At 60.5% G+C, this 12152-nt stretch carries 13 protein-coding genes and 1 pseudogene; 10 read left to right on the top strand and 4 right to left on the bottom strand.

Going from position 1 to position 12152, the window contains the following annotated elements; genetic code table 11:
- The first annotated feature begins 1 nt into the window (after position 1).
- The 8 genes from gspF to gspM are packed head-to-tail and all read left to right on the top strand — an operon-like array spanning position 2 to position 5400.
- Positions 2–1210: a type II secretion system inner membrane protein GspF gene (gspF, locus tag ACF6ZU_RS14740; protein ID WP_392893573.1), complete on the top strand. Its 1209-nt coding sequence runs from the start codon at positions 2–4 to the stop codon at positions 1208–1210.
- Between the two features lie 3 nt (positions 1211–1213).
- Complete coding sequence (gspG, locus tag ACF6ZU_RS14745; protein WP_392893575.1) at positions 1214–1660, top strand: type II secretion system major pseudopilin GspG; 447 nt, start codon at positions 1214–1216, stop codon at positions 1658–1660.
- A 3-nt stretch (positions 1661–1663) separates the two neighbouring features.
- Positions 1664–2131, top strand: coding sequence for a type II secretion system minor pseudopilin GspH (gene gspH / locus ACF6ZU_RS14750; RefSeq protein WP_392893577.1), 468 nt, complete (start codon positions 1664–1666; stop codon positions 2129–2131).
- Entirely contained in the window at positions 2124–2495 is a 372-nt protein-coding gene (gspI, locus tag ACF6ZU_RS14755; protein WP_392893579.1) for a type II secretion system minor pseudopilin GspI, read from the top strand. Before gspH ends, gspI begins: the two co-directional genes overlap by 8 nt.
- The gene (gene gspJ / locus ACF6ZU_RS14760) at positions 2488–3030 is read left to right on the top strand and encodes a type II secretion system minor pseudopilin GspJ (RefSeq protein ID WP_392893581.1); all 543 of its coding nucleotides are present in this window, start codon (positions 2488–2490) and stop codon (positions 3028–3030) included. The genes gspI and gspJ overlap by 8 nt, the downstream gene beginning before the upstream one ends.
- Positions 3027–3878 carry a type II secretion system protein GspK gene (locus ACF6ZU_RS14765; RefSeq protein WP_392893583.1) on the top strand — a complete coding sequence of 284 codons (852 nt, stop codon included), beginning with the start codon at positions 3027–3029 and terminating at the stop codon, positions 3876–3878. The genes gspJ and ACF6ZU_RS14765 overlap by 4 nt, the downstream gene beginning before the upstream one ends.
- On the top strand, positions 3875–4981 hold the full coding sequence (gspL, locus tag ACF6ZU_RS14770) for a type II secretion system protein GspL (protein WP_392893585.1): 1107 nt from the start codon (positions 3875–3877) through the stop codon (positions 4979–4981). Before ACF6ZU_RS14765 ends, gspL begins: the two co-directional genes overlap by 4 nt.
- Complete coding sequence (gene gspM / locus ACF6ZU_RS14775) at positions 4978–5400, top strand: type II secretion system protein GspM (protein ID WP_392893587.1); 423 nt, start codon at positions 4978–4980, stop codon at positions 5398–5400. The genes gspL and gspM overlap by 4 nt, the downstream gene beginning before the upstream one ends.
- Before the next feature lie 938 nt (positions 5401–6338).
- Here gspM and ACF6ZU_RS14780 read toward each other — a convergent pair.
- Positions 6339–7583 carry an MFS transporter gene (locus ACF6ZU_RS14780; RefSeq protein ID WP_392893825.1) on the bottom strand — a complete coding sequence of 415 codons (1245 nt, stop codon included), beginning with the start codon at positions 7581–7583 and terminating at the stop codon, positions 6339–6341.
- Positions 7584–7736: 153 nt separating this feature from the next.
- Here ACF6ZU_RS14780 and ACF6ZU_RS14785 point away from each other — a divergent pair, with 153 nt between their 5' ends.
- Positions 7737–8639, top strand: coding sequence for a LysR substrate-binding domain-containing protein (locus tag ACF6ZU_RS14785; protein WP_392893588.1), 903 nt, complete (start codon positions 7737–7739; stop codon positions 8637–8639).
- Positions 8640–8764: 125 nt separating this feature from the next.
- Here the strand turns inward: ACF6ZU_RS14785 and ACF6ZU_RS14790 are convergent, their stop codons facing one another.
- On the bottom strand, positions 8765–9202 hold the full coding sequence (locus ACF6ZU_RS14790) for an excinuclease (protein ID WP_392893589.1): 438 nt from the start codon (positions 9200–9202) through the stop codon (positions 8765–8767).
- 535 nt (positions 9203–9737) lie between these two features.
- Here ACF6ZU_RS14790 and ACF6ZU_RS14795 point away from each other — a divergent pair.
- On the top strand, positions 9738–10001 hold the full coding sequence (locus ACF6ZU_RS14795; protein ID WP_392893590.1) for a DUF6124 family protein: 264 nt from the start codon (positions 9738–9740) through the stop codon (positions 9999–10001).
- A 213-nt stretch (positions 10002–10214) separates the two neighbouring features.
- Here ACF6ZU_RS14795 and ACF6ZU_RS14800 read toward each other — a convergent pair whose 3' ends face one another.
- Positions 10215–10859 carry a hypothetical protein gene (locus tag ACF6ZU_RS14800; RefSeq protein ID WP_392893591.1) on the bottom strand — a complete coding sequence of 215 codons (645 nt, stop codon included), beginning with the start codon at positions 10857–10859 and terminating at the stop codon, positions 10215–10217.
- Positions 10856–12005, bottom strand: a pseudogene (locus tag ACF6ZU_RS14805) (DUF2515 family protein). The gene ACF6ZU_RS14800 and the pseudogene ACF6ZU_RS14805 overlap by 4 nt, the downstream one beginning before the upstream one ends.
- Between the last annotated feature and the right edge of the window lie 147 nt (positions 12006–12152).

The raw sequence follows: 12152 nt of genomic DNA on the forward strand, positions 1-12152 counted from the left end.
AGTGCCGACATTCGACTACCGCGCCGACGATGCCCAGGGTCGCCGCTGCAAGGGCCGACTGGAAGCCGACAGCCCGCGTCATGCCCGGCAATTGATGCGCGAGCGCGGGTTGTGGCCGCGGGAGTTGCACGAGGTCAGCACGGGCGGCGCCGCGGGCACGCAACCGCGCAGCGGACGCCTGAGCGCGGCGGACCTGGCGTTGTTGACGCTGCAGTTGTCGACGCTGGTTCAGGCGGGGCTGCCCCTGGAAGAAGCGCTGGAAGCCGTGACCAAACAGACGGGCCGGCGCAAGGTCGCGGGCCTGTTGTCGGCGGTGCGCAGCCGGGTGATGGAAGGGCATGCCCTTTCAACCGCACTGGGATTGTTTCCCAAGGCGTTCCCCGAACTGTTTCGCGCCACCGTCGCCGCCGGTGAACGTTCCGGGCACCTGGGTCAGGTGCTGGAGCAACTGGCGGCGTACACCCAGGCGCGTCAGGCCTCGCGGCAGAAAATCCAGATGGCGTTGGTCTACCCACTGATCCTGATGCTGGCCAGCGTGGCGATTGTCGGTTTCCTGCTCGGCTACGTGGTGCCGGACGTGGTGAAAATCTTCGTCGACAGCGGCCAGCCGTTGCCGTGGCTGACTCAGGCGCTGATCGCTGTGAGCGATGGCCTGCGCCAGCATTTCCTGTGGTTGATGGGCGCGCTGGCGACATTGATCAGTCTTTACTGCTGGAGCTTGCGCCAACCCCTCTGGCGCCTGCGCTGGCATCGTCTGGCATTGAAGCTGCCGATCGCCGGTGAAGTGCTGCGGGCGATGGAAGCCGCGCGGTTTGCCAGCACCCTGGCGATCCTCGGCAAAAGTGCCGTGCCGCTGGTGGACGCCCTGGAAATCGCCGCCGCCGTGATCGGCAACCTGACCATTCGCGCGCGCATGGTCGATGTCGCCCGCTCCGTGCGCGAGGGCGGAACGCTGACCCGGGGTCTGGAACTCAGCGGCGACATCCCGCCGATGATGCTGCACATGATCGCCAGCGGTGAGCGCGCAGGCGAACTGGACCAGATGCTGGTACGCGCCGCCGAACAACAGGAAAACAGCCTGGCGGCGCGAATCGCGCTGGTCGTGAGCCTTTTCGAGCCGGCCATGCTGGTGCTGATGGGCGGCGTCGTGCTGCTGATCGTCATGGCCATCCTCCTCCCGATTCTCAGCCTCAATCAATTGGTGAATTGACCCATGCCCCCTCTACGCAATCACTCGCAACGCGGTTTTACCCTGATCGAAATCATGGTGGTGGTCGTCATCATCGGCGTGCTGGGGGCCATCGTGGTACCGCAGTTCATGAGCCGTCCCGATCAGGCCAAGGTCACGGCGGCGAAAATCGATATCCAGGCCATCGCCACCGCCCTGGAAATGTACCGCCTCGACAACTTCCACTACCCCTCGACCCAACAAGGGCTGGAAGCCTTGAACAAACGTCCGGCGGGCCTGCCGGCGGCGAGAAACTGGAACCCGCAGGGCTACCTGAAAAACCTGCCGGTCGACCCGTGGGGTTCGCCCTATCAGTTTCTCAATCCCGGCGTGCAATCGATCGATGGCAGCTACGACCTGTATTCCCTCGGCTCGGATGGCGTGGTGGGTGGCGAAGGGCATGCGGCCGATATCGGCAACGGGGATGGCTGATTCATGCGCCAGCGTTGCCGCGGTTTTACCTTGCTCGAGTTGATGATCGTGATTGTGGTCATCGGCGTGTTGCTGGGCATGGTCAGTGTTGTCGCCGGTCCGAATCCACTGCGCCAGGCTCGGCACGAAGCGCTGGCCATGGCCGGCATGATTCAGCAGCTGCGTGAGCGGGCGGTGCTGGATGGCGAGGAATACGGTCTGCGCCTCAGTGATCGCGGTTATCGCGCCATGCGGCTCGATGCCGGGGGCTGGGCGCCGATGGCGGCGTTTTACCGTTGGCCGGAAAACCTGCGGCTGCACCTTGAGCAGGATGGGCACGCCCTGATGCTGGGCGCCGATGAGGGACTGCCGCAATTGCTGATGCTCAGCAGCGATGAAACCAGCGCCTTCACGCTGACCTTCGCGACCCGTGACAACACGCTCCTGAGTCTGTCGAGCGATGGCCTGGGGGAGGCCGCGATTGATGGTTAAGGCGCGCATGGGTGGGTTCACGCTGCTGGAAATCATGGTCGCCCTGGCCGTCTTCTCGACGCTGGCGGCGGCCGTGCTGTCGGCGAGCCAATACGTGGTGAAGCAGACCGGCGCGATCGAGGAGCGACTGTTCGCCGCCTGGCTGGCCGACAACCATTTGAACGAACTGCGCCTGCAACCGGCGCCGACGCTCGGCCAACAGCAGCGCGTGGTGCACATGGATCGCCGCGACTGGCTGCTGCGCCAGCACATTAGCGTTTCGCCCGACCCGCGACTGCTTACAGTCGAGATTGAGGTTGGTCTTTCTGCTCGTGAACATTCCCTGCATCGCACCCGTAGCTGGATGCCTGTTCATCATGAGTAGGCAAACCGGGTTCACTCTGTTGGAACTCGTGATCGCCATGGCGATTTTTGCCTTGCTCGGCCTGGCCAGTTGGGGCCTGTTCGATGGCGTGGTGCGCGTGCAGCAGAGTACGGCGACCCACGACCGCGACTTTCGCCGGCTGCAACGGGCGGTAGCGGTGATTGAGCGGGACGTGATGCACGTCACCGGACAGCCTGTCGTACTCCAGCAAACGCTGCTGCAGTTGCAACGCAGCCACTGGCGCAATCCGCTGGACCAGCCCCGCAGCGAGCGCCACACACTCACCTACCGCCTCGACAACGGTGTGCTGTGGCGTGAAAGTCTTGGAGAAGGCACGCCCCTTCTGCAACGGCAAAAACTCCTCGACGATGTTCGGGCGCTGAGCTGGCGCCTGTTTGACCGTCAGTCGGGCTGGCTTGGCGAGAGGCCGTCCGGGCCAGCCGTGAACGCGCCGTTGGCGCTGGAACTGCAAATATCGGTAGGCCGTTTCGATTCGATCCGCCGAGTGCTGATTCTGCCGGGCGCGTTGCCATGAGCGGACATCAACGGGGCATCGCGTTGATCAGCGTTTTGTTGGTCATGAGCCTGGTGTTGCTGATCACCAGCGGCTTGTTGCGCAGTCATCGTCTGTCGTTGCAAAGCAGCGGGCAATCCCTGCAGCAGGTGCACTTGCGCCAACTCGCGATGGCCGGGGAAACCTGGGCGCTTTTGCAGCTGCAGGACGCCGCGAGCGCGGGGCAAAAAACAGTCGATCTGACTCAGGACTGGGCACGGATGACGGCTGACTTCGACATTGAGGACGCGCAGTTAAGCGTCGATATCGAAGACCTTGCCGGGCGCTTCAATCTCAATGCATTGCTGACCCAGGGTCAGATCGATCAAGTCACGCTCAACCGATGGGCGCGCCTGCTCGACCTGCTCGATCTTCCACCGCTGCCACTGAGTCAGGTGGGTGCATTGCAAGAGTTGAGTCAGCTGCGTCTGTTGCCTGGTGTCGACGGCCAGCTTCTGCGGCAGTTGGAACCCTGGGTAGCGGTGCTTCCCACCGAAGCCACTTTGAACATCAACACCGCGCCCGCGATGGTCTTGAGGACCCTTGATGGCGTGGACGCGGGTGTCGCCGACGCGCTGGTTGGTCAGCGTTCAGAGGCGGCATGGGCCAGCGTTCAGGCCTTTACCCAGGACCCGTTGCTGGCAGGCGCGGGCCTGAGCAGCCATGGGCTCGGAATCGGCAGCCGCTGGTTCCGGATCACGGTGCAGGTCTCTCAAGGGCAGAGCCGTTTGCGCCTGGCCACGGACGTCGAACGGGACCCCGACACGCACCGGTTCAACATCCTGCAACGCCGCCTTCTTCCTTCGAGTACCCATGAGATGCCGCGATGAACACCTGGCTTTACCTGACCGCCGAAGGCCTGACCGAACCGTCGACTGACTGGCCATGCTACCTGTGGTCTTCGACCGGCCAGCGCCAGCTCGTGCCATTGCATCAAGCTGCGCAGACACTGGACGGTCAGCCGGTCGATCTGTTGCTGCCCATGGAATTGTGCAGTTGGGTGCGCAGCGATCCGTGGCCTTCAAAACGTCAGCCTGATGCAAATGCCATCGCGTTTGCGGTAGAGGATCAACTGGGTGAGATGCTGGAAAAACTGCACCTGGGTGTTGGTGTTCGCGATTCGGAAGGGCGTTATCCAGTGATGGTGATCGCTCGCGAACGATTGGCAGCAGTGTTGGCGCTGCTGGCCGAGGCGAGTGTTGCAGTCCGTTCAGTGTATGTCGATGCGGATGTGTTGCCGGGGACTGAGGCGGTCGTCGTCCGCTGGTTCGGTCGGTGGCTGATCGGTGGTGGGATGGCGGCCCGTTTGGCGGTTTCCGATGAAGGGCTGGCCGCGCTCAGGCCTGCGTTGTCTCCGGACATTCGATGGATCGATGAGCGTCACGATGCGGTCGATGTCGACCAGTGCCTGGCACTTCGTCAGGTGCGGGCGATCAACCTGCTGCAAGGCGAATTCTCCCCGCGCGGCAAACGGCTGCCCTGGCATTTTGCTGGCCTGGCGTTAGTGATGCTGTTGCTGCTGACGTGGGGCGCCAGTGCGACGCGCATCCATTTTCTCGAAGGTGAAACCCGCCAGCTCTACGCTCGGAACGAGCAGCAGTTCAAGGCGCTTTACCCTGAACAGAGCCGCATCGTTGATCTGGCGACGCAGCTCAAGGTGCTGCAAAGCCAGACGGTTGAACCGCAGAAAACCCGGGTTGCGGGCTTGGTGAGCCTGGTGGAGCAGGTCATCGGTGCGAGTCATGTTGATGTCGGACGTATCGAATTCCGTGCGGGCGATGGCTGGAAAGTCCAGCTGACGGCCAACAGCTTTGCCGAGCTGGAGCAACTGCGTGAACGCGCACGGCAACAAGGCGTGCCGGTTCGGCTCGACAGTGCGAGCAAGGAGCGCGACCGGGTGCAGGCGACGCTCGTTGTGGAGGACAACTCATGAGGGCGGCCTGGTTACGTCTGTCTCTTCGCGAACGACGGCTGCTGTTGATCGTGGGGGTGTTCTTGTTAGTTGTCGCGACGTTCAGCTTGATCTGGCAGCCGGGTCGTCAGCGTCTTGAGGTTGTCGAGCGTCAGTATCAACAGCAGCAGGCTTTGGCTGCGCAGTTGCAACGGGCGCGACCTCTTGGGGTTGTCACTGATCAGCCTCTTTCGCTGCGTGTCAGTGAAAGTGTTGCGGCGGCGGGGCTGGAACTGGATCAGATGGAGGCTGACAACGAACTGTTGCGGCTGACCCTCCGGGGTGATGCGAAGAGGGTGTTGGAATGGTTGGATGGTGTTGAGCGTGGGGGGGCTTTGGTGCAATCGATGGTGCTGGAAAAGCGGGATTTGGTGCTTGAGGCTCGGGTGGTGCTCAGGTAGCCGAGGTTGGGCTTGGGGTGCATATCCATTTCTGCGGTTACGGCGGCTATTGGTTTCGCCCTTACGGCGAGTCACTTGGAAGAGCGCCAAGTAACCAAGCGCTTCTGCCCCTTTCGTTCGGTGCCTCGCCATGGCTCGGCATCCCCTCGCTCCGGTCCTGCTCCGTGGGCCCGCCGCGATCGGCCATCCATGGCCGGGGGCGGCTACCGCGGCATCCTTGCCGCGGTGCCCACTGCGAAGAACCTCCACTCGGCCTCACGAGGGGGCGTCCACCGCAAGATCAAAAGCGAAAGGCGAGCTAACGCTCGACCTGAAGAGTGGTGAAGATCAAAAGCGCACGCGATCCCTGTAGGAGCCAGCTTGCTGGCGAAAAACGCCCAGTCACCGCGTTCATCCAGACTGCCCGCGTCATCGTTGACGTCCATCGCCAGCAAGCTGGCTCCTACCATTTTGACCGTGTGAACCCAATCCCCGTGTAGGAGCGAGCCTGCTCGCGAAAAACGCCCAGGCAACGCGTTCATCCAGACTGCCCGCGTCATCGTTGACGTCCATCGCCAGCAAGCCGGCTCCTACAGGGGAATGGTGTACATATCCGGAATGAGGTCGCAGCCAAAAGGACAACGCGGTCGACCAAAGAGCCAGGTCGGCTTTAAGGCCGCCTCGGCGGCTGTGGCGGTGGTCGCCCCCTCGAGAGGCCGAGTGGAGGTTCTGCGCAGTGGGCAACCCGGCATGGATGCCGGGTTAGCCGCCCCCGGCCATGGATGGCCGATGGCGGCGGGCCCACGGAGCAGGACCGGAGCGAGGGCATGGCGAGCCTAGGCGAGGCACCGAACGAAAGGGGCAAAAGCGCTTGGTTACTTGGCGCTCCTCCAAGTAACCCGCCGTAAGGGCGGAACCAATAGCGGCCGTTACCGCAGCAATGGATATGCCCATAAAACCTATACCGCCCCAGCCCCCGGCAACGGCGGCAACTTCGCCAGTTTCAACGCAATCAACAACGCCACCACCAGCAACGCCCCAATAAACAACCCGATCCCGTTCCACCCACCCAGGTGCCAAAACACCCCGCCCGCCGTGCCGGCAATACTCGACCCGGCGTAGTAGCTGAACAGATACAGCGACGACGCCTGCCCCTTGGCTTTGAGAGCCCGACGCCCGATCCAGCTGCTCGCCACCGAATGCGCACCGAAGAAGCCAAAAGTAAAAACCAGCATCCCGACAATCACCACCGGCAGAGGGGTGAACATCGTCAGCGCAAGCCCTGCGAGCATCAACACAATGGTGGCCCAGAGCACTCGACGGCGCCCCAGCTTGTCCGCCAGCGCACCGATTTTCGCCGAGCTGTAAATGCCCGACAGGTACACCACCGACAGCAGCCCGACAAAGGTCTGATCCAGGTTGTAAGGCCCGGCCAGCAAGCGATAGCCGATGTAGTTGAACAGGGTCACGAACGCACCCATCAGCACGAAAGCCTCAAGGAACAGCAGTGGCAAACCCGCGTCGCGAAAATGCTGGGTGAAGCCATCGAGCAGGCTGCGCGGGTGCAGCGAGCGGGCGCGGAAGTTGCGTGATTCGGGGAGGATCTTCCAGAACACTGCCGCCGCGATCAGCGCCAGGCCGCCGATCACCAGCATCGCTGTGTGCCAGCTGACAAAGTCGATCAACACCCCGGTAATCAAACGTCCGCTCATCCCGCCAATCGCGTTGCCGCCGATGTACAGACCCATCGCCAGACCGATGTGTTGTGGATGAATTTCTTCGCTCAAATAGGTCATGGCGACCGCCGCCAGGCCGCTCAACGACAGGCCGATCAGCGCGCGCATCACCAGCACGCCATGCCAGCTCGGCATCATCGAACTGGCGATGGTGCATAGCGCCGCAGCAAACAGCGCCGCCACCATCACCGGTTTGCGTCCGACCCGGTCGGAGATCGGTCCCGTGATCAGCAGACCGATGGCGAGCATGCCGGTGGCCACCGAGAGAATCAGGCTGCTCTGCGCCGCGTTGATGGAATATTCGTGGGACAGCAGCGGCATCATCGGTTGCACGCAGTACAGCAATGCAAACGTCGCGAAGCCGCCGCAGAACAAGGCCAGCACCGTGCGCATGAACATCGGCGTGCCTTTTTCGATGTAGATTTCCTTGAGCTCGGCGACGGCATCGTCCAGCGCGGCGGGGGGAATTTCATGGGCGAGTGGGGCGACAGCAGTTTTCACTTCGGACCTCGGGGGGAGCGCAGCCGGTCAGGCAATGAAAAAAGCATATAGCTGCCTAATGATTCAATCCAATATATTGTTCGACCTGTTTAAGAGGTTTTACGACCTAATGGGGTTTTCATGGAATTGCGTCATCTGCGCTACTTCATCGCCGTCGCCGAAGAACTGCACTTTGGCCGCGCCGCACAGGTGCTGGGTATCTCGCAACCGCCGTTGAGCCAGCAGATTCAGGCGCTGGAACAAGAGATCGGCGCGCGCCTGTTCGAGCGGACCAATCGTCGGGTCGAACTGAGCGAGGCCGGTCGGCTGTTTCTCGAAGAGGCGCGCCTGGCGCTGGCGCAAGTCGATAAAGCGGCGGATGTGGCGCGACGGGCGCAGCTGGGTGAGCTGGGTGAACTGAAGATCGGCTTCACCTCATCGGCACCGTTCAACTCGACCATTCCCCAGGCGATTTTTTCGTTCCGCCAGCGCTTCCCCGCCGTGCATTTGAACCTGCGGGAAATGAGCAGTACCCAAGTGGCCGATGCATTGGTCGATGAATCGATCGAAGTCGGGATCATGCGGCCGTTGGGGTTGCCGGACTCGCTGAATGTCGTAGAGCTGATGCGTGAGCCGCTGGTGGCGGTGCTCAGCTCCAAGCATCCGCTGGTGCAGGACAGCGAGGAGGGATTGTTTCTGTCAGCCCTAGCACTCGAACCGTTCGTGTTTTTCCCACGCAGCTATGGCAGCGGTTTGTACGCGCAGTTGCTCAGCCTGGCGCGGGATGCCGGTTTCAGTCCGCATTTCGCGCAAGAGGCCGGCGAGGCCATGACGATTATTGGGCTGGTGGCGGCGGGGTTGGGTGTGTCGGTGTTGCCGGCGTCTTATCAGCGGATGCGGATTGATGGCGTGGTCTATCGGCCTTTACTCGATCCAGAGGCCGTTTCGGCCGTATGGCTGGTGCAGCGCAAGGATCAGAAATCGCCCATGGCCAAGGCCTTCGTCGACCTGCTGACACGCAAAGTCGAACCCCTAAAATCATGACCGAACGCAACCCTGTAGGAGCCGGCTTGCCGGCGATGGCGGCGTAACAGTCAACATCTTTGGCACCTGACATTCCGCTATCGCCAGCAAGCCGGCTCCTACAGGTTTTCGGGGTGTCAGGGCGCTCACGGCACCCGCACCAAATCCCCACGCAACGCGACCCGCGCTACAAACACACCGGCCCGGCACTCATAGGTGTTCAGGTCTTTGCGCACATGCTGGTCGTAATAACTCACGATGTTGGTCACCGCATTCGCACCCACCCGCTTGGCCTCTTCCTGCAATTCGATCAGCGTCGATTGCACGGCCCACTCACAGGCGTCGAAATCGCTTTTGTTGGACGCATTGGTGGGCCAGTCGCTGACGACATTCGTGCGCAACACTTGCAGGTGCTCCGTCGGTCCGTTGCCCGCCAGGTAGAACTTCACGCTGCCATCGAGCCGCCCGGCGCGGAGCGCATTGGACAGCACCGTCTCGAACGGCATGTAGATCAGATTTGTCGCCTGGCTGGCACCAGGCAGCAGGCCGAACAGCAACGCGGCGATCAGGGCTTTCACTTGCATGGTCATCTCCTTGACGTGAAAGAGAACCGCGCGTTGTTGGGCTGATCAGCGTTTGCGGTTCGAGCAGGCTCTGTGCACGCGGCCTGATCCGGAGAGTGTAGATGGCGTTGCATGATCACGAGGCCCAACAAGACCTCTGTAGATACCGTCTTGCTGCGGGCGGTTCCTACAGGTTTTTCAGCGTGTCAGCGGTGGTTGTGGGACGTTTCCTAAGACGCCTTCCGGAAGGCTACAACACCTTGTGGCAGCGCCTACAACTACCCCAGAATCCGCCGGCTTGTGCGCTTTTGGGGCCGTCGGTAACTTGGCTCGTGTCACTGATTCCCAGTGATCGGGTTTAGTAGCTCGTGTTTACATGATGCGCACTTGCATGCCAGATAGTCGGGCAGATCCATGCCTGCATTTTGATGGTAGCCGTGCGTAGGGCGCTTTCGAGCGCGCCGGTTCATGTTTCCCGGTCTACTAACCTGCGTACGGCTGCCACCCTTTTGATTAGTAGCAACTTGGTGGCTCCACTTTTGTAGGTAGCCGAAACATGACTAAAGCAAAAAACTCCTCGGGCATTGATCCGGACGCACCTCACGAACCGAGCGAAATGTTCCTCATCGCCCCCGGCGTCGACAACCACACCTTGCTGGAATACGCCTGTGAATCACTGGCATCGGCCAACGTCATGGCCAGCGATTTTGCGAGGTACCTGAAAGGGTCGCAGAGCAACACGCTGTTAGGCATTCAGCAGTCGATCATGCTGGGAGAGCTGGCAGTAAACCGCGTACTGGATAACCTCGATCCACCCTGATCTATCAAATGCCGGCGTCCCCGAAGGGACTTCATAGACTCTGAGGATCCTGGGCAACCAGCTATCGCAGAGCCAAGCAGGTACAGGGTGATGACAAGCCGACCTGCATGTAAAAAGGGCGCCGAAAGGTGCCCTTTGTCGTTTTGAATGCGTTGCTTTAATCGTTGAATACTTGAAGGGCTGGCGCGCTCACGGACGAAACAGCGTTTCAATTCATTCCCGCTCCCACACCTCTTCATTTTCATCGAAGGGTACCCACGGTCTGGCAATGGAAAGGGTGATGAGATAGCGTTCTTCGGTCGGATTTCTGGAATTCTTGAAACGGCCTAATAGCAGCATTACCTGATACTTGTCGCCCGCCTGCCAAAAGGATCGCCCGTGCCGGATCCCTGCCCGAAGCTTGGCTCGCCATTCGGGTGTATCGGCGATGGTGGGGTCGTTTCGCACGCCCATTGCCACCCAGCCTTTTTCTCTCCACTGGTCCTGTAAATCGAGAACGACCTTGAGGGCGTCATCGAGCAGCAACGGTTCTATTTGGGGGGACATGCGGATGTCTTCAATGACATTGTCGTCAAACCCGACAGTGAAAAAGCGAGCCAGAGGCGTGATGAACCCGTACTGCGGGTCAATCAATCGCAGTCGTGCATCCACCATTGGAATTCCGAGCCATAGGTGCCCTGAGAGCAACGGGCTAAAAGAGGCTGAAGAACGGTTAATCATGTCTTCATAGGTTCCGCCTATCTCCAGGGCAATTTCGGGTTCACCCCACAAAGGCTGCATCAGTCGATGGATGGCAGCCAGCATCAGCACTGCCAGAAGTAGCCAGCCTGCGACGCGGTGCCAGTTGCGCGGGTTCATGCCTCGTCACCTGAGGCAATCTCTCGAATCGACTGCTCTAACTCACCTCGGTTGCTGTCGTTGAGCATGGCGTCAAAACTGGCCGCAGCACGGAGTACAAAAGGCATGCGTTGATTGATGTCCGATAAGTCCGCCAGTGGATTGTTACTGAAACCAATGGTGCGTCCATCCTCAACAGGTTGGCATTGGCTCGTAAGGGTCAGCTCGATCGCCTGGGCCACGCCAGAGGGAAAACCGGTCACGTAGGCAGCGTGGTTTGCACGTAGCAAAGCCACCATTTGCGGGTCCTCGTAAATGGCGGGCTGCAGAATGTTGCGCTGCTCATGCCTAGCTAGATACACAACGCTCCTGGCAATGTCCCCGGCTTCAATCGCCTCGAAAGCAAATAGGATTTCCTGCTGAAATTGACCGAAAACGAGCGTTTCCTGACCTGCCGGCCAAAGAACCGGGAACCTCGGATGCCCATAGATTGCCTCTCGCGCTCTCAGGCACTTCTTCAACTCGTTCAACCCCCCGCTTCGCGTAAAACTCATGCAGCGGAAAAATATCCAGGAACAGCGTGGTGTTCCCTAGCGCCATCATGTCGTGAACATGTCGGAACTGCTGTTGCACCAGCGACAAGTCCTTTCCCGCCGAACGAAAATCCACCGAAGGCACCGGATTACGTGCATCGGCTTCCTTGTAGTCACGCAGTTCATCTGACTGCCCGGACATCTTGTCCGGGGTCAAAAAACCATGTTCTCGGCGGCTGTCGCGCATTCGCTCTAGCGTCTCACGCTCCTTGCGAATGAGTTCGATGCTGTCCGCCGCATGCAGCAATCCGCAACCGACCTGCTTGGAAGCAAACGCCGCGAGCCCGGCCCACTGAAACCGTGGATCATGCAGCCACAGCCGCGCGTAGGCCGCGTTGATCACACGGTTGCGTTCCACCGGGTCGGCGATCAACACACCGCCAGGGGCAACGATTTCTTCGGCTTCGCGCTGGTAGGTGCGCCAGAGGCATGCGCACGTGAGGATCGGGACGTCGGTCACCAAAGTGTTGGCGCCGTACAGTCGCTCCTCTTTGCATTCGCAATCAGCAACGGGTGTTGTGTTGTGGTTTAAGCGTTGTTCATCGTTGAGGTGTTTTTTGAAGCATTGAGTCATGGCTGGAGGACTGTTTGTCAGGGAATCCCTGAACCCTAACAGCCATAAATCCCGCCCAGATCAAGCGGGTTAAAAATCAGAAGTCGCTGCCAGACGAGATGCGCAAGACTCGATGAAAATGCGATGAGGTGTGTAGGAAACATCCCC

It is taken from the genome of Pseudomonas migulae (assembly GCF_043225285.1).
Lineage (GTDB): Bacteria > Pseudomonadota > Gammaproteobacteria > Pseudomonadales > Pseudomonadaceae > Aquipseudomonas > Aquipseudomonas migulae_C.